Source organism: Paenibacillus xinjiangensis, from assembly GCF_059686975.1.
In genome coordinates, this window is record NZ_JCAALS010000002.1 from 141,310 (window position 1) to 165,796 (window position 24,487).

Below are 24,487 nucleotides of genomic sequence, written 5' to 3' on the forward strand. Positions count from 1 at the left end.
ATGGAAACTGCAATAAGTGTAGTAGATGTATCAAAAACATTTCGAATATATAACAGACCCTTGGATCGTTTAAAACAGATATTTGTTAAAAAAAAGAGATTTTATAAGGATTTTTCAGCCCTGCAACCCCTTAGCTTTGAGATCAATAAAGGGGAAGCAGTAGGTATTATCGGTAGAAATGGCTCAGGTAAAAGTACATTACTACAAATGATTGCGGGCACGTTAACTCCTTCAACGGGCAATATAAGTGTAAATGGAAGGGTAGCGGCCTTGTTAGAATTAGGTAGTGGCTTTAATCCGGAGTTCACAGGCAGAGAAAATGTTTATTTAAATGCAGCAATCCTTGGGATTAGTCGAGAAGAAATTGAAAGCAAAATGGATGAAGTTTTGAAATTTGCTGATATCGGTGATTTCATAGATCAACCTGTCAAAACCTATTCGAGTGGAATGTACGTGCGGCTTGCTTTTGCAGTATCCGTTAATGTTAATCCAGAGATTCTAATCGTAGATGAAGCTTTAGCGGTAGGGGATGGTAGGTTTCAATTAAAATGCTTTGAAAAGATAAAAGCATTAAAAAACTCAGGTAAAACAATACTTGTTGTTTCGCATGATTTACAAACGATTCGACAGATATGTGATCGAGTTGTTTTAATCGATCGAGGTGAATTGATTGAAATTGGAAATCCCAATGAAGTAGTCAACCACTATACCAAGTTATTATTCTCGAACGCTTTAACTTTACCTATTGAGCAAATTGAGCCTGATCAAGACATTGTGGATAGCGGGTTTAAAGGAGCAAATAGTGTAGATGAATCAACTACGAAAGAATATAGATATGGAAGCCAAGAAGGTACTATAGAACAAATTTATGTAAATGAAACGTTAGATATTGATTCCTATACACTAACTACATTAGAGGATTTAACGATTAAATTCAAAGCAATAGCAAATAAGGAAATACATCAACCTATTTTTGCTATGACAATAAAATCGGTAAAAGGGCTAGAGGTATATGGGACAAACACTTATTTTCAAAATATTCCTTTTAAAAAAATGGAAATGAATGAAGAGGTACATGTAGAGTTTCAACAAAGGGTGAGACTTATTCCTGGTGATTACTATATTTCTCTAGGATTTGTTGAGTTAGAAGATGGTGATATTGTGCCATTGGACCGAAGATATGATGTTATTGAATTGAAAGTATTGCCTCTTCAGAATGATAGGAGCTTTGGAATTTCTAATTTAGATAGTGTTATTCATTTGGAATTTGAATTAGAAAAGAAGGAGTATGAGGACTAATGAAAGAACAAATTGTATCGAATATGGAAGAAGTAGATATACTTGGTTATGACCTGTTTGTTGAAAAGATATACACAGGAACATATAAGGACTTAAAGAGTGACGAGGAGTCTTTTATTATAGAAGAATTAAAAAAAAAGGATTGGCAAGAGGTTGTTAAGCAGCAATTTCAAGATAAAAAACCTTGGCTCTATAAGATTATTACTGATCAAGGTAGATCACAATTCTTAGATTTAATTAATGTTAAACCAGGCGGTAAATATCTTGATATAGGCTCTGGATGGGGACAGGTGGCGATACCTCTGGCTCGATATGGATCTTGTGTTGCCTTAGATTTGACTCGTAATCGTTTGGATATACTTGCAGAAATAGCTAGACAAGAGCAAGTAAATCTAACAAAAGTGCAAGGTAATTTCCTTACATTTCCATTTAAAAAGAATATATTTGATCTCATTATTTTTAATGGTTCTTTGGAATGGATCGCTTCCGGTCGTGAAAAAAATGAATCGATTAGAGATAATCAAATAAAAGCATTGATAAGGGCGAGAGAAATACTTTCTCCAGAAGGCAGAATTTATATAGGTATTGAGAATAGCATGGGTGCAAAATATGTAATGGGCTCCAATGACGACCATACAGGAATATCACATCTTATGTATCTCCCAGAGAGCCATGGTAACCGTAAGTATAAGGAAATGGCTGATGGAGAAAAGCTGTTAGCCAAAACGTGGTCTTTACAAGAATATAAGCAAATGTTTGAAGAAGCTGGACTGCAGATAGAGAAAATTTATGGATGTTTTCCAGATTATAAATTGATTAGAATGATGGTTCAATTGGAAGATATTAATAATTATTTGTTATTTAATGAACATAATGTTGTTGAGCATGATGGTGCAACTGGCGGTTCAGTAGAGTTTTCAGAAGAGTTACTTCAACTCTACAAAACAATGGCGATTAATGGTGTTGCACAGTATTTTTGTCCATCATATGGTTTTGTTCTAAAAAAGGAAGGTTGAAAAAATGGAACTTATAAAGGCGCTATTACAATCTGGAGTCATTCTTGAAGAGGATGCGAAAAACATTCATATTCAAACTATGAACAATAATGGTGCTAGAAATGGTAGCGCTTCGACATCCCGCTTTTCGGTGAATCACGGCAATTCCCCTATTTGCTCTGTGAAGAAAGTTCCTAAGAATGGAATATTCAACATAGATTTATTGTTAACTCTACAAAATACAATGAGTGACGGACAAGGAATCCGTGCACCGAAAATTATCGATATCTATAAAGGACATAGTTGTTATTACATAGTTGAGGAATTTATAAAAGGCAGAACTTTGGACCGAATGAGCCAAGAGAATTTAATTGACTATACAGTAAATATTATAAGTGAAGTTCTGAATGAAATTTCTCATTTGAATATACTTCCTGTAGGAGAAGAAACATATGTAACAGAAATCACTGAGATAAGAGAGCGAGTTAAGTTAATATCCGGTTTAAATGAAGGATTGGATATCTTTTTAAAGCAATTAGACAAAAGCACTCTACTATTAAAAACTCCATTGGTATTAACTTCGGGCGATATTCTTGCACAGAATGTTATTATTGCTGAAAAAGTATCCTATTTAGTAGATTATGATCTTAGTAGGTATACAGAATTGTTTTGGACGGAAACATTAAGATTCCTTTTTTATTACAATAGGGCTAACTCCGATCATTCAATATCTGTAAGTTTGTTCAGCGAGATGCTGCCTAGTGGGATTGATATAGAGTTTCTCCAACTTATCTTTCTTCTAAAAGAAATGATTTTACAGGCGAAAATATACGAATCTGGACAAAATACTCTTTTGCAAAAACATCTGGAACATGAGTTTTTGGAAGTTTTCATGTCTTATTACAACATAGATAAAAGTATCGATGATAAAAGTGATGTCAGCTCAGTTGATTTACTGTTGTCTGAAGAAACGTTTATTCAAGTTTACTGGTTGGAAAATGAAAATCAAATGTATGATGAGAAGCGAACTGAGAAATCTGCAGTTTTTTTTGAAGAAAATAATGTTTATTCTATTCCTATAAAGAGAGAGATCAGTAGTTTAAGAGTAGACCCATTGAATAAACCGGCTTTTATAGAAATTTCTTCATTTAATTTAATTGGTAGTAATGGCGAGAAATACGATTTGATGAGTGAAAGCACTTTTAATATCCAGAACTGTGAATTGGTTTTTAGAAGAAATGAAACCGTAGGTATAGCATCATTAGAGAATGACCCACAAATTATTTTTGATGGTATATCAAATAAATATATACAAGAAGTTCAAATAGAAATGCGAGTTACAAAACATATCATAAATAAATTTACTGAAGAACTCAAAGCAGTGGAGTTAGTTAATCATTCTCTCAAAAACGAAAATATAATATTAGAAGCGAATAATGAAGAACTAAATGATCAAGTAGAGTTCCAATTGGCTGAGTTACAGAGAAAATCAGAGACTGTAATTAGTATGAGAGATAGCCTTAATAGAGCTAATTCCGAGGTTGTTTCATATAGAAATAGTAAATCATGGAGACTTACGAAACCACTTAGGCAACTTGGAACTTGTGGGAAAAGAAGCCTGCGTCGTATTAAGAAGAGCCTTCTACAAGAGAAACTTATTGGATTAAATCCTTCACATCAAGTTGAAGCATTAAGTAATAATGAATGGGAATCTCATGGGGAAGATCCTCAGTTTATAATACCGGCTGTTTATTCTAACTCTTTAGTAGAGATATCATATACTGGTAAAGCGTCAGTCCATACGCCCTTAGAATTATATTATGATTTGGGCGATGGGATGTCCGAACAGCAACGTATATCTTTGGGAAGTTTGCATACTGAATTAGATACAAGTGTAAAGCTTATTACTTTGCCGTCTTCTATTGTTGCATTACGCCTTGATATTGGGGATAAAGCACAGTCGTTCACTCTATATGATTTTAAGATTCGTCCAATTTATAAACCTGAACGATATATCCGTCCATTTTTAACCTTTTTCAAAAAGCATGGGCTATCAGTGAATTCCATCGTATTTCTTGCCAAAAAATCAATAAGGTTATTAAAAAATGAGGGAATACGGGGTTTAGTAAAGAAAAATAATTCTTTACTCCACTGGTCGATAAATGCTGAGTCAGGCATATCTGATTACGAATCTTATCTAAATAAATCAAAGAAAAGTGAAGCGGATTGGGCTAATATGAGAGCGGAGGCTAATGCTTTTCAATACCGTCCATTAATATCTATTTTGGTCCCGGTGTATAACGTAGATGAAGAATGGCTTAGACTATGTGTTCAATCCGTCAGGAACCAAGTCTATACGAATTGGGAGTTATGTATTGTTGATGATTGTTCTACAGTGCCACACATAGCTCGAGTGCTAAAGCAATTAACACTTGAAGATGAACGGATTAAAGTTAAGTTTCGTACTGAAAACGGTCATATTTCAAAGACATCAAATGATGCGTTTGATATGGCAACCGGTGAGTTTGTCGCTCTATTAGATCATGATGATGAGCTTGCGCCAGACGCTTTATTTGAGAATGTTAAACTATTGAATGAAATACCGGAATGTGATGTCATATACAGTGATGAAGATAAGATATCAGTTGAAGGCAAACGACATTCACCTTTCTTCAAACCAGATTGGTCTCCGGATTCCTTATTGTCTCAAATGTATACATGCCATCTTACCCTATACAGAAAAATATTAGTTGAAAAAGCTGGTAGGTTTAGAGTTGGGTATGAGGGGAGTCAGGATTATGACCTCATGATAAGAGTATCTGAGCTCACAAATGAAATTCATCATATTCCTAAAATTTTATACCACTGGAGAACAATCCCTAACTCCACAGCCAATAATGCTAATGTGAAGAATTACGCGCATGAGGCAGGACTTAGAGCACTGAATGATACGCTTAAACGAAGACAGATTGATGGTTGGGTAGAGGATGTTGAGGATATATCAAATATTTATAGAGTACATTATCGACCTACAGGAGACCCGAAAATATCGATAGTCATTCCAAGTAAGAACATGAGTGACGTACTTTCCGTTTGCTTAAGTTCGATCTTTGAAAAGTCGTCATACAACAATATTGAGGTCATCGTTGTTGATAATGGAAGTACTGAAATGAAGACCAGGCAGCTATATGATGAGTGGTTAAAGAGAGAGCCAATGCGATTTTTTGTACATCCATTAGATATTCCTTTTAATTATTCAAGGTTGAACAACTATGGAGTTTCTAAATCTACTGGTGATCTATTGCTGTTATTAAACAATGATATCTCGGTTATCACACCCGATTGGTTGAATGAGATGGCAGGACAGGCTATGAGAACTGAAATAGGAGCAGTTGGAGCAAATCTATTCTATCCTGATGATTCTTATCAGCATGCTGGTGTGGTTCTGGGAATTGGTGGTGTTGCTGGACATAGCCATAAATATTTCCCTAAATCGCATAATGGCTACTTCAGTAAATTAAAGCTGGTTTCGAATTACTCGGCTGTAACGGCAGCATGTTTAATGGTTAAGAGAGAAATTTACTCTGAAGTTCATGGTTTTGAGGAGAATCTGCAAGTGGCGTTCAACGATGTGGACTTTTGCCTCAAAATCCAGGAAAAAGGATATCGAAATATATGGTTACCTCAAGTGCAGCTTTATCATTATGAATCTAAAAGTCGCGGACATGAGGATACGCCGGAGAAACAAAAAAGATTTCAAGGCGAGGTTGAATGGATGCGTGAGCGCTGGGGTCATATCCTTGATAACGATCCTTGTTATAATACGAATTTGACTAAAGAGAGAGAGGACTACTCAATAGGAAACATATAGGGGCAGGTATTCATTATATTAGTCAAAAAGTAAAGAGTCTCGGTCATGCTATTTATCCGAACGGAAATTTTAGAGTGACGAGACTATATTTTGATTAAAGGATAAAGATAAAAGTCTTTGATATAGTAGCAAAATGGGGGCATTAGAGGAATTATATGAAAAATTCATCACTAAATAAAAATGTCATAATGGTAGTTGCTGTACTTACATCTTTATTATATATAGGCTACCTCTTCTATATTAAAGATAATGATCAACGTCATATATATAGTCTGACATTGCTAATAGCTGCTCTATTTATCTTTGCATTAAATAAATTCAAAAATAAGGCAATGATTTCCATAATACTAATTGCAGGAATATTATATATTGGAATGACTCCTTACTTTTCACCAATAGATGAAGGGGCTCATTTGGATTACATAAGGTATATATCTGAGCATAAAAAGCTACCAACTTTATTCGATAATATTAATACAAGTGATCTTGCTCAACTTACAACGGAGTCTGTGCCAGGAGGACTCCAATATGAAGCAGTGCATCCACCGTTATATTACATAGTTGGAGCTTTTTTATCTACACTTTTTTTCAACCACATCAGCATTAGTTTTTGGGCTCTGCGTCTTTTAGGGCTGATCATGCTGCTAGGTTCTGTGCTCTTCTTGTATAAAACAAAAAATATACTTGTCAAAAATAATGTATTGAAAGATTCAGAGTTTCTGCACTTTGGATTATTACTTGTTTTCTGTGTGAATCCAGGGATTTTAACTAGGATGACTACTATATCCAATGAGAGTCTTGCTGTTTTATTATTTAGTTTGGCTGTATATTTTTTAACTCATTTATATTATAAAAGCTCTATTAATAATAAAGATATTGCTATAATGGCCATAATAACAGCTTGTTTAGTACTGACTAAGCTAACGGTTGCATTTATTTATTTAATTATTATGTACTTCTTTTTTAGTAGAAAGCTTTATAAAAAAATAATGACATATCATGCGGTTCTTCTATTAATGGTAGGCCCTTGGGTTATCTATAATATTATGACTTATCAGAGTATTACAGGTACAGCAATTCATGTTGATATTGTCAAAAATATCGTCAACCCTTTAAATACTCAGTTTAATTTCTTCTTTATATTAGAGCAATTACCCTATTTGTTTGGGAGCTACTTTATCCCTCAAGAATATCAGTATCCCAATGTTTCATTGCAGTTACTTAGCTTAATAAGCCTATTAGGAGTATTTCTAGTTTTCGTAGTTGTTATAGCGGTGAACAATATTTATAACTATTCTTTTAAAGAAATAACAAAAAGGAATACAGAAAATAAGGTTTACACTGCGTTACTAAGTGCATCTTTATTACTTAATCCCCTCTTACTGATTTTTGGAACTATGAGTCAAGATATTAATGTAATGATCGGAAGATACATGTACATCAATATAATTCCAATCGTTATCCTCACAATGATATATCTAGGGAAAATAGTTGCAGAAAATTACTGGAAAATACTTGGGTATGTATTTATTGTTTTTGCAGCATATATGTTGTCAAGCTCGATAATTATGAATACGTCATCTAACAAAAATTTATTCTCGGATTTAATAGAAGTTAATTATGATGAAATATCAGCATCTAATATTGAAAATGTTATAAAAAGAAAACAATTAGAATTAATTGATATCAATATGATCCCCATTAATGTAGCGAGGGATATAGATGAATATAGTCGTAATGAGGATAACTCATTTTATCTAGAGGCAACAAATAGCATGGACACTCTCGTTGGCAATCAATATACAACCAATGGTGATGATCCGTATATTATTTGGAAAATGGATAGCGAACTGACTTCAAGTATGAAATATATTATAAATATGTCGTTAGAAGGGATACCTCAAGAAATGCTGCTTTATGGACAAATTTATTGGGCAGCAGATCCTTCGCAATTTAACGAGAATAATTCTTATAAATTCATTATAAAAAATGGCGAAATAGCTATTCCTCTTGGGAAATATAAACAATGGTTTTCTGAAGAAAAGATTCAATTTGTTCGATTTGATATTGACGGTTCAAATGGAGAAGAACTATTCCATATAATACCTAACTTACTTGCATATAAAGATTAATTAGAAAGGGCGTTTTATGTTCATCATGAAAAATTTCATCCCGAAAACAATGAAACATCTGAATGTCGCTTTTATTATCTCTTTACTATTAACAGCTGGGTTCTCGATCATCTTATTTACCTTTTTTAAAGATGGTAAACAAAATTATACAGATATAATAGTTGGAGCAGTAACTTATATTGATTATTACAAGAATTTTGATTACTTATTTATTGTTGGTTCTATTGTATTTTTTATAATGTGCTTCACTTTAATTAACCCTATAATCAATTCAATATCTCTGCATGAGTTTAAAACTAAAAGAAAAAGATTTTTAAATGATCAAGTATATTTTCTTTATTTTGTTGTTGCATATGTATCTATGGTGCTTTTATTTTCTAACGGTAGAAACATTCTTCCAGCCGTCATACTGCTGAGCATTACTGCAGTTGCAGCTATTGCATTGAAAATCAAAAAAATAGAAAATGAACAATACTATTTTTGGCTCATTCTATTATCCGTATGCATTTCATTTATTGCGACAGTGTCATTTATTTCGACCTTAGGATTAGTTAATAAAGAGCTTTCAGACAAGATTAAATATTTACCTATTATTGTTTGCTCTGTGATAGGGATATTGAAGTTATTATTAGTTGTCTTATATAAAGAGAAAGCCTTTGAAGTTCTAAAGAAATTTATTCTCATTATACAGATTCCTATCCCGCTTATATTTTACAGCTTGGCTTTTCTGTCATATAGACATAATGGAGTCGTCAGCACACATTACAATGTGAAAACAGTTGTACTGATTTCTCTATTCGTAGTATTCATGATGTTTATACAAACTAGAAATTATTTTAAATCTCAAACAGTAACCATTGAAAATTGGAAAAGCTTAATAGGCAATCCCACATTAGCTAGTATTGCCTTCTTAGTACTATTTACCACTCCAGCCTATAGTACTTTTGTTAATGATGATTTTCATATGGGAGAAATTTTATTGCCATGGCAACAAGTATTTGAATTGGGTCAAGGCTATAATACAGAATTTTTGTCTGTCCAAGGGCTTTTGGGTATATTTTACAGTGGGATAAATAATGTTCTGTTCGATGGAACGGTAGCATCATTTGCAATTTCACTAGTAGTACTACCTTGTCTTGCAGGAATGGTATTAACCATTATCTTGTCAAAACTATACGGAAAACATTGGGCGTTACTTTATGTCTTGTTCTATATACCCGTTTCTTCGGCAGCCTTTTTAAGTCGTTTTTATCTTGTTTTACCTATTCTTCTTATCATTTTTAGCGTACAGTTAAGGAATAAACCGCTTAGATGGTTGGTAACGTGGTTATGGTTATCAGCATTCCATTGTTTTTATAATCCCAGTGCTGGAGCCTGTCTGACTATTGCAACAATGCCAATAGCAATATATATGTGCTATAGAATATTTAAAGAAAGACAATTTATCATTGCATGGAAAGAATCGAAAATATGGTTCTTAACCTCTCTCATTCTGCAGTTACTTGTATTTATTTTTTTACTTCCTTATATGATAGGCACAATCGAATATCTTCTCGATAATGGTTCAAGTAATACTACTGCTTATGGTGTTGGATTATTCGCATATTATCAAAATGTGCCTGCTTGGTTTCCCCACGGGCTTGGATCTGAATTTTTGGATAGATTCGTCTGGGAAAGCGTTAGAATCGGACTTTGGGCAGGCTCTATAATGTTATTTGTGTGGATTATATTTAGACTGCTGTTTCAAAAAAATAAAAATATATATATTTACTTATACCTCTGCTCTATTACATTGTTTATTCTTTTTATTAGTTCATATAGTCTTGGCAGACTTGACCCTGGATCATTTAATCGATCAGGCTCTATTTCTGCTCTTTGTATTGCAGGTTTGATACCTATTGTGTTTTTTATGATATATACCGATCGAAAAATGCGTCTGAGCGTGGTGTTATTTTTAGGTGGTACTTTAGGAGTATTAGGAACGGTAATTAGTTTGAATAATTCATTTGATGTTGATAAATTAATACGTCCGATAACTGTACCCGATCAAATGGTGTATTATGATGGCGAAGTAAATAAGGAATTTAAGAATATAGGTGGTCTCTACACCGATCCGCAGCGAATATCTGAATTAACAAATATTAAAACTGTGTTGGATAAAGTATTGAAGGAAGATGAAACCTTCGCTGACCTAACTAATCGTTCGATGTTGTATTATATTTTCAATAAAAAAGTGCCGACACTGTATTCAGCTGATTTCTTGGCATCTAATGAGAGCATTCAGAAGAAATTTATTAAGGGACTACAAGAAAACGATATCCCTATTATCTTTCTAGGGCCTTCATTGAAATTTGATGGGGCTCCCACCTCGTTGAGATCGTATCGAATATACAGCTGGGTTCTACAAAATAATTATCAGTTTTATGAGTTTGAGGGACTACAGTTCTTGGTAAGAGAGGATAGACTAGAACAATTAAATCAGTCGAAGATGAGCAAAGCTTATAATATGGATAAGTTATCTGATATCTTTATATTGAAGGATCTTATGTCTATTCCATCTGCCTGGGGTGGGAACGATAAGTTAATGGATAGGTTTAAGGTAGTAGACTATGAACTTCAGGATTTTGCACACAATAGTGTAGAGATAAATAAAGATTGGATTACAATTACAGGAAACGACCCTTATCTGGTATGGACTCCAAAACTACCTATTAACGGTGTAGATGCTGACTTTTTGGAGTTGAAAATAGAGTTTGAGCAGCCAGTAACAACGCCATTTAGCTTGCAATTTTATTGGGATATTGATGGTGAATTATCAGAAAAAAGCACATTTATTTTTACAGGAGGAGAGTCGGAATATTTGGTTCCATTAGGCTCTAACCCAAATTGGTTACTAAATGATTCGATTAAATTTTTAAGACTTGATATTGATGGACTACCAGAAACTGATAATGTAAAATTCCGAATCAGTAATATGAAGTGGTTAAAACTAATTAAATAGGAGTATGCCAAGATGATAATTCTATTGTTAATAGGTGCACTGGTGTTTAACTTATTAGCACAAACATTTTTAAAGCAAGGAGTTCTTGATATTCGTACTGATTCCTTGAGCATAGCTTTTTTTAGTAAAATAATTGCTTCTCCTCAAATCTGGGGTGGAGCAGTATTTTATGGAATAAGCTTTCTGTTTTATATTATGGCTTTATCCCGAGGGGAATTAAGTCGTGTTTCTCCGATATCTCAGGCTCTTACTACTGTCGGGGTAGTTCTTATATCAGTCATATTGTTTAATGAGCCTTTGACAATGATGAAAATAATAGGGTTACTGCTTTTAATAGCAGGTACAATTATTTTGCTGAATTAATGTGTAAGTAAGTACACATCATTGTACAAACATAATGACGGAGGGATTAAGAGGTATCTTATGACTATTAATTACTATGATTATGCAATAATAGGGGCAGGAATCTATGGGTTGTATGCTGCGAAATTTCTTGGGGAACGAGGCCTCAAGGTTGCACTAATAGAAATGGATTCTGCACCTTTACAAAGAGCCAGCTATATCAATCAAGCTCGGGTTCATAATGGGTACCATTATCCTAGAAGTGTATCGACTGCAATCAAATCAGCACAATACTATGATCGTTTTAATGAAGAATTCAGCTTCGGCATCCATAGTCAGTTTAAAAAAGTCTACGCTATTTCAAAGTACGACTCTTTAACGAATGCAGAACAATTTTTGAAGTTTTGCCGTTATGTAGGAATACCGGCAGAAGAAATGAATGCTGATAAATATTTTAATAATGGTACTGTGGAAGCCGTATTTGAAACAAACGAATATACCTACGATGCGGTTATTATAAAAGAATGGTTTATGGAAAAGTTGAAAAACTTGAAAAGTGTAGATCTTTACTTCAACTCACAAGTGAAGCATGTAGATCAAACTAGTGATAAGTACAAAATTATAATTAATGATTTACAAACCATATCATCTCTGAAAGTGTTAAACGCAACATATGCAAGTATTAATCAAATTCTGACTATTTTCGGGAGGGACACATTTAAAACAAAATACGAATTGTGTGAAGTTATCTTGACAAAAGCAAACGAGCAATTGAAAAATGTAGGTATAACACTAATGGATGGACCCTTTTTCTCTGTTATGCCATTTGGTCGTTCGGGGCATCATTCATTAACATCAGTAAGTTATACCCCACATGAATCGTCATCAAATGTATTTCCGACTTTTTCATGCCAGGAACACAGAAATGATTGTTCTGATATATCTTTGCAAAACTGCAACAATTGTGAATTCAGCCCTCAGACTGCCTGGTTTCGTATGAAACAGCAAACACAAAAGTACTTGAAGCCTAGTCTACAGTTTGAATATCAAAAATCACTATATTCTGTTAAAACAATACTTAACTCCGCAGAATTAGATGATTCAAGACCTACTGTTATTAGAACTTCACAGAGCGATCCAGATTTCATCTCTGTACTATCAGGAAAATTTAATACAATTTATGATTTGGAGGATGTACTTTTGTGAAAGAGCAGGTATTTGTTTCAGTAGTTATGTATGTACATAATGAACAAGAGTTCGTAGAGAAAGCCATATTGCAAATAGATCAGACCATGAATAACGCATTCTATCATTATGAGATTATAGTGGTGAATGATGCGAGTAATGATTATTCTCAGGCCAACATTAGAAAAGCAGCGGAGAAGCTAAAGGGGACTATGTTGCTTTTGAATTTATCCCGCAAGCATGGAGTGGAAAAAGGAATGATGGCGGGCTTAATCAAATCAATGGGTGATTTTGTTATAGAAATAGAAAGTACCATTTTTGATTTTGATGTCGAGCAAATCATCGAGATGTACAGAACGGCACTCAAAGGATTTGATTTGGTGGTGCTTGCACCAACAACCTCACCTTCTTGGACATCTAAACTGTTTTACAAAGTTATTAATAGGATATCTTATTTAAATTTAGATCTTCGAACAGAACGAGTCAGATTAGTTTCACGTAGAGCGCTAAATGCCATGTTGAATTTGAAAGAGAAGGTCAGGTATAGAAAAGCGCTATATTCATATACGGGATACTCCAAAAACAGCATTGCATATAAGCCAAACAATAAATCAAGTGATGTGCGTAAGTTTAATCGTGAGAATGTCGGTACTGCATTTGATATAATCGTATCATTCTCAAATATAGGATTAAAATTCGCGCACTATTTATCTATACTCTTTATTATATTTAGTGTATTTATGGGAGGGTACGCTCTGTACAACTATATATTCAATCAATATGTTGTACAGGGCTGGACAACTTTAGTCATTCTTATTAGTGCTGGATTTGGAGGTTTGTTTTTTATTGTTGGCATGCTTGGGGAGTATATATCAAGGATATTAATTGAAATTCAGGATCGCCCTGCATACACAACAAGTTCTTTAGAGATTCATAAAGCAAGATATGAAAAGGAAACAATTATTGGTGAACTCGAAGTTGCAGTATCAAAACAGGAGGGATAACTATGAAATCAGCATTAATTGGGTATACAGGATTTGTCGGTTCGACACTGCTCTCACAGACAAGCTTTAATGATTGTTACAACTCCAAGAACATACAAGATATTAAGGGCAAGCAATATGATCTGGTAGTCTGTGCAGGAGCACCTGCCGTTAAGTGGAAAGCCAATCAAGAACCTGAGCAGGATTGGTCAAATCTACAAAGTCTAATATCTTATATTGATACTATTAATGTAGAGCGGTTCATTTTAATTTCTACCGTTGATGTGTATGAGAAGCCGATAGATGTTACGGAAGATACTTTGATTGAGAAGGATACAATGGAGGCTTATGGTAAGCATCGTTTTCTTTTGGAACAATTCGTACGCAATAAATTTAATAATCATGTAATAGTACGATTACCGGGCTTATTTGGCGAAGGATTAAAGAAAAACTTCATTTATGATCTTATTCATAATAACCGTTTGGATTTAACACATCACAAGAGTGTATTTCAATTCTATGATATGTCTCGCTTATGGTCAGACTTACAAATAGCGATGAATCATAATGTCTCAACTATTAATTTTGCAACTGAGCCGGTATCAGCTGAAGAAGTATCAAAGAATTGTTTTCATACAGAGTTCCATAATGTCACAGATAGATCACCAGTTAACTATGATATGAAAAGTAAATATTCATCCTTATTTCAGCAAACAGGCCCATATCTTATTACCAAATCTGATGTATTGAATCAAATAAAACAATTTATTGATTCAGAAAGGGCAAATCATGAAATTAGCAGTATCTAATATTGCTTGGGAACACATTGAGAATGAAAGCATTATTCCTTTATTAAAGAAATATGGGGTCGAGGGTATTGAAATTGCTCCTACAAAAAGATGGGTAGAACCTATTCATGCGACCAATGATGAAATCTCTAAGTATAGAGAATATTGGAAAGGTAATGGTCTTTTACCAATTGCTATGCAGTCGCTTTTGTTTAATAAAGGTCATTTAACTATTTTTGGTGATTCTCATAAAGAAACTTTTGAATACTTGAATTCAATATTAAAGCTAGCGAGCAAGCTAGGAATAAAAGCAATCGTTTTTGGTTCACCGAAAAACCGATTAATAGGATCATCTAATAGAGAAATGAGTTTTGGTCATGCAGTGGATTTTTTTAGAAGACTAGGCGAACAAGCAATAAACCTCGGAGTTGAGCTTTGTATCGAGCCTAATCCAGAAGTTTATGGCTGTGATTTTATTACAACCTCTCTAGAAGGGTTGGCGTTTATCAAGGATATAAATAGCGATGGTATTAGATTGCATGTAGACACGGGGACGATGATTTTAAATAATGAAAATCCAGAGGAAGTTCTACCTTTATGTCTCCCATTTGCAGGACATTTGCATATAAGTGATCCATTTTTAAATATACCAGGAAGTCATAACCATATGCATGAAACGATTTCAACTGTTTTGCATGACCTTCACTATTCTGATTGGGTATCTATAGAAATGAAGAATGGAATACTCAGTGAGAATAGGGCAGCAGTAGTGGAAGCATTAAATTATGTTACCCGACATTACTTTTCAATTTAGAGAAAGTGGGGCTCAGAAACTCAAATGATTGACGACTCAAGTTGGCAAGTGCCTAATCATGAATTAACACAATTTCAAAACAAAAAAAATTCTTATTGTGTATGTATACCAGTTATTAACGAAGGTGAAAAAATACAAAAGCAGATTAAAAAGTTAAAACCGTTTAGTAGTATTGTTGATGTAATTATTCTAGACGGAGGTAGCACCGACGGATCTCTAAATGATGATTTTTTAATTGATAATGGAGTCACAGCGATTCTAACCAAGAGAGACACTGGTAAGTTGAGCGCACAGTTAAGAATGGGTTTTATGTATGCGTTAAAAAATGGGTACGATGGAGTAATTACTGTCGATGGAAATAACAAAGATAGTGTAGAATCTATTCCACTTTTTATAGAGGAATTAAATAAGGGTATGGATTTTATACAAGGTTCGAGATATGTACCAGGTGGAACGGAAGTGAATACTCCGATTAGTAGAAAACTAGCTATTAAACTTATTCATGCTCCATACCTTTCTCTTATTTCTGGGTTCAGGTATACAGACACAACTAATGGATATAGGGGACACTCGCGAAAGTTATTGCTAGACTCTCGTGTTCAACCTTTTAGGAATATATTTAATACATATGAACTTTTAGCCTATCTCTCTTACATCTCACCGAAGATTGGAATGAAAGTTATAGAAATACCTGTTAGTAGAGTTTATCCCAAAGGGAAGGTCCCTACTAAAATTAGTCCTATAAAAGGTAATATTTTATTACTGCAAACACTTTGGAATGTATTTGCAGGTAAATACAATGTTAAAAACTAAGGAGGACAACTATGAAAGGCATAATACTAGCAGGAGGAACAGGCTCACGCTTGTATCCTCTAACGAAAGTAACGAACAAGCACTTATTACCGGTAGGCAAATATCCTATGATTTTTCATTCTATTGCCAAGCTCAAAGAGTCGAACATCAATGATATTCTGATCGTTACGGGCAAGGAGCATATGGGTGACGTGGTTAACCTGCTCGGCAGCGGCCATGAATTCGGTGTAAGCCTTACATATAAAGTGCAAGACGAAGCCGGCGGAATTGCTCAAGCTCTCGGCCTAGCAGAGAATTTCATTAATGGTGACCAGATGGTCGTAATACTCGGTGATAATGTGTTCGAGGATAGCATTGCTGGATTCGTAGATAACTTCAAGCAGCAAAGTATCGGGGCGAAGATCCTCATTCAGGAGGTACATGACCCGCAGCGTTACGGAGTACCGGAATTGCTAGGAGATAAAATCGTCTCGATCGAAGAAAAGCCGCAGACACCTAAGAGTAACTTCGCTGTAACTGGAATATATATGTATGATAGTCGAGTTTTTGAGATTGTGAGAACGTTAAAGCCTTCCGGACGTGGAGAGCTTGAAATTACCGATGTGAATAATGCTTATATTGAAGCGAACGAGCTGAGTTATGATATTCTGAGTGGCTGGTGGACGGATGCGGGAACGCATGCTTCGCTGACGAAAGCGAATGAATATGCGAAGGATCTAACATTCGGTGAGGAATTCGGCAAGCTTAAATTGTAGTAGGAGGGTGAACCATGAAGATTATTGAGACGAAGCTTTCAGGAGTGAAATTAATAGAGCCAGCTGTTTTCGGTGATCATAGAGGCTTTTTTACAGAAAGCTACAATGAACAGGTTGCATACGAGAACGGTATAACGTACAAGTTCATCCAAGATAATCACTCCTTGTCCGTAGAGGCGGGTGTCCTTAGAGGCATGCACTATCAATTGAATCCTAAAGCGCAAACCAAGCTGGTTCGTGCAACAGCTGGCGCTATCTACGATGTAGTCGTTGATATTCGAAAAGGTTCTCCGACATTCGGGCAATGGCAGGGATTTATATTAAGTGCAGCTAATAAAAGACAACTGCTTGTACCCCAAGGCTTTGCCCATGGCTTCTGCACACTAGTGTCTAACTCTGAAGTTCAATATAAAGTTGACGCTCTGTACTCTCCTGAACATGATCGTGGCATCGCATGGAATGATCCAGCTCTAGCAATAGACTGGCCGACATCGACACCAATTCTGTCTGATAAAGACGGCAAGCATCCCGTGTTAGCTGACGCAGACATTAACTTTATATATGAAGGGTGAGTAATCAACGTGAAATTACTAATTACCGGTGGTGCCGGATTTATAGGTAGCAACTTTGTTCTGTACATGATCAACAAATATCCAGACTATCAAATCATCAATGTAGATGCGCTAACTTATGCAGGCAACTTGGAGAATCTACGTTCAATTGAGAAGCATCCGAACTATACGTTCGTCAAAGCTGACATTGCCGATAAGTCGGCTCTGGAGCCTATATTCGCGGCTGGCGATATCGACGCAGTATTGAACTTTGCAGCTGAGTCCCACGTGGATCGGAGCATTCTACATCCTGAAATTTTCGTGCAGACGAACATTCTCGGCACACAGACGCTGCTGGATCTGTCGAAGCAATACGAGATTAAGAAATTCGTTCAAGTATCTACCGATGAAGTATACGGGACACTTGGCGATACGGGTCTATTCACAGAGGAGACACCACTTGCTCCGAACAGTCCTTATTCTGCCAGCAAAGCAGGAGCGGATCTTCTAGTTAGAGCGTACCACGAGACATTCGGGCTTCCCGTTAATATCACTCGCTGTTCCAATAACTATGGTCCTTATCAATTCCCAGAGAAGCTCATTCCACTGATGATTCAGAATGCTCTTCAGGACAAACCTCTGCCTGTATATGGCGACGGTCTGAATGTTCGTGACTGGCTGTATGTGGAGGATCACTGCAGTGCAATTGATCTTGTTCTTCATAAGGGTCGTAACGGTGAAGTATACAACGTTGGTGGCAATAACGAACGAGATAATCTCCATGTAGTTAAGACAATTCTTGCTGAGCTAGGCAAGCCTGAATCACTCATTACTTATGTTCAAGACCGCCTAGGTCATGATCGCCGGTATGCCATTGATGCTGACAAGATTCGCAATGAGCTGGGCTGGCAGCCGAAATATCCATACGAGAGTGGAATTAAAGAGACAATCCGCTGGTTCCTTAGCAATAAGGAATGGATGGAGCAGGTGACCTCGGGCTCTTATCAGCAATATTATGACACGCAGTACAAGGACCGTTTGGAGGCGAACTAATTGACAAGAAAGAAGCTCAAAATTGTCGTTACGGGAGCAAATGGCCAGCTTGGCCAAGAATTAGCGAATTGGTCTACCGAAGCAGCAGATATCATTGGCTTCGGACGGGATGTATTGGATATAACCAATCTGGTTCAATGTCGGGACGTGCTTAATCAGCATCGTCCTGATGTTGTTATTCACTGCGCAGCCTATACAGCGGTTGATAAAGCCGAATCCGATTCGGATGAAGCGTTCCGTATCAACGCTGTTGGTACTCGGAACTTAGCAGTAGCCTCAAGGGAAATAGGAGCTAAGCTCTGTTATATAAGTACGGATTATGTATTCGATGGCTCAGGCTCGGTTCCTTATAATGAATACGATCGTACGAATCCGCAAACCGTGTATGGCAAGTCGAAGCTTGCAGGCGAGCAGGCTGTCCAGACGCTTCACGACCGCTTTTTTATCGTCAGAACCTCTTGGGTATATGGCAAATACGGCAATAATTTCGTGAAGACGATGCTCAACTTGGCCAAAGATCGCGATCAATTGACTGTCGTTGCTGATCAGATTGGCTCACCAACCTACACGTATGATTTAGCAGCTTTTTTGCTAGAGCTTGTCCAGACTGATTATTATGGCATCTATCATGCTTCTAATTCTGAGACCTGCTCTTGGTTCGGCTTCGCCAAGGCCATATTCGAGGATAGCAGTCTATCCATTCAAGTGAACCCTTGCACGACTGAGGAGTTTCCTCGGCCAGCACCAAGACCTTTCTATTCCGTTATGGATCATACCGGTATTCGCAGCAATGGCTTAAACGTTCTCCGTCCGTGGAGAGAAGCGCTCCGCCATTATCTTAATGATAGCAAGTGAGGAATAACAGATGGCTACAGCAAGTGTATGCATCGTCACCTACAATAGCGCTTCAGACATTGAAGCATGCCTTGCTGCAGTGTCGAAGCAGTATTATCCAATAGAGAGCATCATTGTCATAGATAACGCATCCAGCGATGGAACGGCAGAGCTGTTAAGAAGCCTGTCCTTCACGAACGATAAGCTTCGTTTCATAGTGAATGCCGTGAATAACGGCTTTGCGGGGGGACAAAATCAGGCCATTAACGAAGCAACTTATTCCGACTACGTTCTAGTGCTGAATCCTGATGTCGTTTTGCATCCTAATTATCTGTCAGAGATTATTGCCATGATGGAGGAGCAGCCAGCAATAGGAAGCACTACAGGCAAGCTCGTACTAGCTTCTGATCCAAACTTAATGGACAGTGCTGGTCTAGGCATGCGCGCAACTAGACAAGCCTATGACTTAGGGGCGGGAGAGCCAGTATCGAGTTGGCTTACTCAGCAGCAGGTATTCGGAGTGTCTGGTGCGGCTGCTGTCTACCGAACCCGAATGATTGAGGATATTTCAATAGAAGGACAGTTTTTTGATGAGGATTTTTTTGCATACAAAGAGGATGTAGATGTTGCATGGCGGGCAAGTAAGCTAGGCTGGAAGGCCTATTACTTGCCGTCTGCAGAGGCAGTTCATCATAGAGGCTGGAAGCAGGGCGGCCGCCAAGCCGTCCCTTTGTTTGTACGCAGGCATTCCTATCAGAATCATTTCTTCACATTAATTAAGAATGAGCCTGTCGGCTGGCATTGGTTGAAGCTGATGCCAATTCTTCTACTCTTGGAGCTAATCAAGCTAGGCTACATTATGGTGAGAGAGCCGGGCTTGATTAGCTGTTGGCCTGTCATTATTCGCTTGCTCCCAAGGATGCAGCGTAAGCGGAAATGGGTGTCGGATAAAGCGAAATCACTGTATGTCAGAAATACGGCAAACGATTGAAGCATATGCTTAAATATTAGAAGCTGGGGATTATAAGGGGTTCCAACATTTCCTAGATTTTGTTACAATGCGGATAGAGTCGAAATTTAAGAGAATGCGGGTGAATCGGGCCAAATGATCCGACAGAATCAAAAGATATTAACACAATTGTACGTGTTAGCGGATCTGCTGTGTACGCTCTTTGTATTTCTGGCTGCTTACTGGCTTAAATTTCACAGTGATCTATTGCCACACAGTGATTCCGTTCCTTTCTCTACTTATTTATTATGGGGAACAATATACTCCTTCGCCGCTGTCGTTGTGGGCTTCTACTTGCAATTCTATTCTCCCAAACGGCGCAAAAACTACTCTTTGGAAATATTGAAGATTGTACAGATCCAGTCGATCAGCTTTCTCGGGCTATTAAGCTTGTTTTACATTACGAGAGAGGTACATATTTCCCGTGAATTTCTTGCTATCTTTTTTGTTATGAATATTATGGTCGTGACGATATATCGTTACGTCATTAAGAGGACGCTGTCCTCCTTCCGCCGCCGCGGCTTCAATAAAAAGTATGTGCTCATATTAGGTGCAGGCTCGGTAGGCCGTAGATTCTACAAAAATCTTCAACGCCATCCAGAGCTTGGTTATGAGGTAGTAGGCTTTCTTGATGATTATCAGTCGGAGCATTCGCCAGAGTATCGTCATATGAAGCCTATTCTTGGTGGGCTGGACACATTGAGTACTAGGCTTATGCAAGAGCCTATCGATGAAGTTATAGTTGCCCTGCCCTTAGAGGCACATGGGAAGTATGCAGAGATTATTAATCAATGCGAGCAGACAGGTGTCAAAACGCTTATTATCCCGGATTACTTCGATCTGCTGCCAGCGCGGCCGTTCTTCGATAATTTTGCAGGTATTCCGCTTATTAATGTGCGTGATGTACCGCTTGATGAGATGAGCAACCGAATGCTGAAGCGTACCTTCGATATTGTATTCTCGCTTGCAGCTATTATCATTACATCTCCAATTATGCTCATGGCGGTTATTGGCATTAAGTTAACTTCACCTGGACCTGTGCTGTTCAAGCAGGAGCGAATGGGCTTAGATCGCAAGAACTTCAATATGTACAAATTCCGCTCGATGCGTGTGTCCTCTAATCAAGTAGCAGACACGCAGTGGACGGTTGAGAATGATCCCAGAAGAACGAGGTTCGGTAGTTTTCTTCGCGGGACGAGTATCGATGAGCTGCCACAGTTCTTTAACGTGCTGTTCGGCCATATGAGTGTGGTTGGCCCAAGACCGGAGCGTCCGCATTTCGTGAACCAATTCAAAGAGGAAATTCCGAAATATATGGTCAAGCATCAAATACGCCCGGGGATCACGGGCTGGGCGCAGACGAATGGTCTGAGAGGCGATACCTCAATCCATGACCGCATCGTGCATGATTTGTTCTATATCGAGAATTGGACGTTTATATTCGATCTGAAGATTATCATCAAGACGATTGTGAAAGGGTTTGTCAACAAAAATGCATACTGATCCTTATCAGAATCGCAAAGTTTCGATCATTATTCCAACGTTAAACGCGGGACCCACATTCGCTGAATTGCTGCGCTTGCTGCAGATGCAGACTGTGGTGCCACATGAGATCATTATTATCGATTCATCGTCTGGTGATGACACGGTAGAGCTAGCGAGGCGTGCGGGAGCGAAGGTTCTGACCGTGCTTCGGAGTGAGTTCGATCACGGAGGAACCCGTAATTTCGCAGCATCCCAAGCAACAGGTGAGATTCTGCTCTTCATGACGCAGGATGCACTGCCGTATAATGAACGGTTAATTGAGCAGCTGACAGCTCCCTTCGAAGAGGATGAACAGATTGCCTACGCTTATGCGAGGCAAGTCGCTTACCCTAATGCAAGAACGATTGAGCGATTGGCACGTGAGCATAATTACCCGAGTATATCCATAGTCAAGTCGCAGCAGGACATTGCACACATGGGCATAAAAGCGTTCTTCTGCTCGAATGTGTGTGCAGCTATTCGCCGGGATATTTTCAATGATATGGGCCGATTCGCCGCTCCTGTTATCTTTAATGAAGATTTATTTATGTCTGCCACCTGTATGCTTCGAGGCTATAAGATTGCTTATGCTGCTGATGCGATGGTGTACCATTCACATGATTACACGGCCTTGCAGCAGTTCAAACGATATTTCGATAATGGCGTATCGATGCGCAGCAATGAATGGATTACCCCATACAGCGCAGTCGGCAAAGCCGGTTCAGGTCTAGTGCGTCTTCAATTGAAGGGTCTGCTGGCAGAAAGACAATGGTATCTGGTCCCGAAGCTTATCCTGGATTCAACTGCTAAGCTGGTCGGCTATAAGCTTGGGCTTCATTATCGCCGACTCCCTGTGTTCCTCAGACGACGCTTCAGCATGCATCAATTAATATGGACGCATCTCGAAGCGAAGGAAGGCGTTACTTTTAAGCAATAAGCGAATAAGAATAGCTAGGCAGCCTCATTCTCCTAACGATTAGGAAGGGTGGGGCTGTTGTTATGTTTATCTTTATAGAAAAGTATATGATGCACCTGCCCCGACCAAACTAGAGACACTTCCTGCTCGTTGGAAAATGGTTTGATGCAATGGAGGTGGCACAGATGGCTGGCTGGCATATTGCAATAATGATTATTCTGATCCTATATGTATCGCAGGTCATCGTTCTATTGGTGCTGGAGAGGCGTAAGCCCAAGAAGCTGGCAGCTTGGCTCTGTTTAGCCTTGCTATTGCCATTTATCAGCTTCATAGGCTATCTGCTCATTGGAAGATCCTTTGGTTTACGAGATCATAAGCATGCTTTCGAGCGAAGCCAACTGAAGCTGGCATCTGCCAAGGCTGCTGTAGCAGAACAACCAGCTGATATATGCAATAATGAGTTTGTCGGTCAAGATAAGCTGTATCGACTACTAACGATTTTCCCGAGTCAAGTGATTACGCTGCGTAATCGAGTGCAGGTATTATTGAATGGACGGGATACCTATAAGGCGATTAAGCAGGCGATGAAGGGTGCTAAGCATCATATTCATTTGGATTATTACACCATAAGAGATGATGGAATAGGGAGAGCCTTTCTTAAGCTTCTAGTAGAGAAAGCGCGTGCTGGCGTTGAAGTGAGAGTCATATACGATGGTATTGGGAGCATGCATCTAACGGATCGCTATGTGGAGGAGCTTAGGGCTGCCGGCGCTCAGGTTAGCTGTTTTTTGCCGCCGCGGATTGCTATCTACGACAAGCTGCTGAACAATCGCAATCATAGCAAAATTGTCGTCATTGACGGTGTAATGGGCTTTCTGGGTGGAATCAATATTGGGGATGAATATTTGGGCGAGGATAAGAAGCTTGGTTTCTGGAGGGATACCCATCTGCAAGTAGAGGGAGATGCGGTTTATTTTTTACAAGAGCTGTTCATGAAGGACTGGGCTTTCTCTGCACATGAGATGCTGCCGAATGCTGCCTACATGCCGATACATCAGATTGATGCGAAGGAAGCGGTGCTCATCGTATCAGGTGGTCCAGATCGCAGCGGCGATCCGATATTGGAGACAGCTTTTGCAGTGGTATCGGCAGCTAAATCGAGGATTGATATTGCGACCCCTTATTTTATACCAGACGATGGATTGTTGATGGCTCTGTGTACGGCAGCTATGAGTGGTGTTCAAGTAAGACTCCTTATTCCGGGAATTGGCGATACGCAGCTAGTACTGTGGGCAACTCTATCGTACATAGAGCGGCTGCTTGAAGCGGGAGTGAAGGTATACCGTTATCAGAAGGGCTTCATTCATTCGAAGGTGATGCTGGTTGATGAGATGCTGGCAACGGTTGGAACCGCAAATATGGATATGCGAAGCTTTTACAGCAATTTTGAGCAAAATGCCGTTCTTTTCCATACTCATACTATTCAGCAGCTGAGCCAGCATTTCGAACACGATCTGCAGGATAGCATTCAGCTTGAGCTGGATAGCTATAAGCGCCGTTCAATACGTCAAAAAGCGGCGGAAGCCGCCGCTCAACTCCTTTCCCCGCTGCTATAGCTGCTC

Annotated in this window: 19 protein-coding genes; all 19 read left to right on the plus strand. The window is 38.0% G+C overall.

Annotated elements, in window-relative coordinates; genetic code table 11:
• The 19 genes from AC6ESP_RS02680 to cls all read left to right on the plus strand — a co-directional run bounded on the left by AC6ESP_RS02680 (position 1) and on the right by cls (position 24,481).
• Complete coding sequence (locus tag AC6ESP_RS02680) at positions 1–1,299, plus strand: ABC transporter ATP-binding protein (protein ID WP_497095133.1); 1,299 nt, start codon at positions 1–3, stop codon at positions 1,297–1,299.
• Entirely contained in the window at positions 1,299–2,315 is a 1,017-nt protein-coding gene (locus AC6ESP_RS02685) for a class I SAM-dependent methyltransferase (protein WP_497095134.1), read from the plus strand. Before AC6ESP_RS02680 ends, AC6ESP_RS02685 begins: the two co-directional genes overlap by 1 nt.
• A 4-nt stretch (positions 2,316–2,319) precedes the next feature.
• Positions 2,320–6,165, plus strand: coding sequence for a glycosyltransferase family 2 protein (locus tag AC6ESP_RS02690; protein ID WP_497095135.1), 3,846 nt, complete (start codon positions 2,320–2,322; stop codon positions 6,163–6,165).
• Positions 6,166–6,320: 155 nt separating this feature from the next.
• Positions 6,321–8,297, plus strand: coding sequence for an ArnT family glycosyltransferase (locus AC6ESP_RS02695; protein WP_497095136.1), 1,977 nt, complete (start codon positions 6,321–6,323; stop codon positions 8,295–8,297).
• A 25-nt stretch (positions 8,298–8,322) separates the two neighbouring features.
• Positions 8,323–11,298: a hypothetical protein gene (locus AC6ESP_RS02700; RefSeq protein ID WP_497095137.1), complete on the plus strand. Its 2,976-nt coding sequence runs from the start codon at positions 8,323–8,325 to the stop codon at positions 11,296–11,298.
• 12 nt (positions 11,299–11,310) lie between these two features.
• Positions 11,311–11,661 carry a DMT family transporter gene (locus AC6ESP_RS02705; protein ID WP_497095138.1) on the plus strand — a complete coding sequence of 117 codons (351 nt, stop codon included), beginning with the start codon at positions 11,311–11,313 and terminating at the stop codon, positions 11,659–11,661.
• Between the two features lie 60 nt (positions 11,662–11,721).
• Positions 11,722–12,846, plus strand: a complete 1,125-nt coding sequence (locus tag AC6ESP_RS02710; RefSeq protein ID WP_497095139.1) for an FAD-dependent oxidoreductase — start codon at positions 11,722–11,724, stop codon at positions 12,844–12,846.
• Entirely contained in the window at positions 12,843–13,829 is a 987-nt protein-coding gene (locus tag AC6ESP_RS02715) for a glycosyltransferase (protein WP_497095140.1), read from the plus strand. The genes AC6ESP_RS02710 and AC6ESP_RS02715 overlap by 4 nt, the downstream gene beginning before the upstream one ends.
• A 2-nt stretch (positions 13,830–13,831) precedes the next feature.
• A complete protein-coding gene (locus AC6ESP_RS02720; protein ID WP_497095141.1) occupies positions 13,832–14,617 on the plus strand; it encodes an NAD-dependent epimerase/dehydratase family protein in 786 nt (261 codons plus the stop codon).
• Positions 14,598–15,410 carry a sugar phosphate isomerase/epimerase family protein gene (locus tag AC6ESP_RS02725; protein ID WP_497095142.1) on the plus strand — a complete coding sequence of 271 codons (813 nt, stop codon included), beginning with the start codon at positions 14,598–14,600 and terminating at the stop codon, positions 15,408–15,410. Before AC6ESP_RS02720 ends, AC6ESP_RS02725 begins: the two co-directional genes overlap by 20 nt.
• A gap of 24 nt (positions 15,411–15,434) precedes the next feature.
• Complete coding sequence (locus tag AC6ESP_RS02730) at positions 15,435–16,223, plus strand: glycosyltransferase family 2 protein (RefSeq protein WP_497095143.1); 789 nt, start codon at positions 15,435–15,437, stop codon at positions 16,221–16,223.
• A gap of 11 nt (positions 16,224–16,234) precedes the next feature.
• A complete protein-coding gene (locus AC6ESP_RS02735) occupies positions 16,235–16,978 on the plus strand; it encodes a sugar phosphate nucleotidyltransferase (protein ID WP_497095144.1) in 744 nt (247 codons plus the stop codon).
• A gap of 14 nt (positions 16,979–16,992) precedes the next feature.
• Positions 16,993–17,550, plus strand: a complete 558-nt coding sequence (gene rfbC, locus AC6ESP_RS02740) for a dTDP-4-dehydrorhamnose 3,5-epimerase (protein ID WP_497095145.1) — start codon at positions 16,993–16,995, stop codon at positions 17,548–17,550.
• A 9-nt stretch (positions 17,551–17,559) separates the two neighbouring features.
• Positions 17,560–18,582, plus strand: coding sequence for a dTDP-glucose 4,6-dehydratase (gene rfbB / locus AC6ESP_RS02745; RefSeq protein WP_497095146.1), 1,023 nt, complete (start codon positions 17,560–17,562; stop codon positions 18,580–18,582).
• The gene (rfbD, locus tag AC6ESP_RS02750; RefSeq protein WP_497095147.1) at positions 18,583–19,437 is read left to right on the plus strand and encodes a dTDP-4-dehydrorhamnose reductase; all 855 of its coding nucleotides are present in this window, start codon (positions 18,583–18,585) and stop codon (positions 19,435–19,437) included. It begins immediately after the preceding gene.
• Positions 19,438–19,447: 10 nt separating this feature from the next.
• Positions 19,448–20,407, plus strand: a complete 960-nt coding sequence (locus tag AC6ESP_RS02755; protein WP_497095148.1) for a glycosyltransferase family 2 protein — start codon at positions 19,448–19,450, stop codon at positions 20,405–20,407.
• Between the two features lie 114 nt (positions 20,408–20,521).
• The gene (locus tag AC6ESP_RS02760; protein ID WP_497095149.1) at positions 20,522–21,928 is read left to right on the plus strand and encodes an undecaprenyl-phosphate glucose phosphotransferase; all 1,407 of its coding nucleotides are present in this window, start codon (positions 20,522–20,524) and stop codon (positions 21,926–21,928) included.
• The gene (locus tag AC6ESP_RS02765) at positions 21,906–22,886 is read left to right on the plus strand and encodes a glycosyltransferase family 2 protein (protein ID WP_497095150.1); all 981 of its coding nucleotides are present in this window, start codon (positions 21,906–21,908) and stop codon (positions 22,884–22,886) included. The genes AC6ESP_RS02760 and AC6ESP_RS02765 overlap by 23 nt, the downstream gene beginning before the upstream one ends.
• Before the next feature lie 164 nt (positions 22,887–23,050).
• Positions 23,051–24,481: a cardiolipin synthase gene (cls, locus tag AC6ESP_RS02770; protein WP_497095151.1), complete on the plus strand. Its 1,431-nt coding sequence runs from the start codon at positions 23,051–23,053 to the stop codon at positions 24,479–24,481.
• The last annotated feature ends 6 nt before the right edge of the window (positions 24,482–24,487 follow it).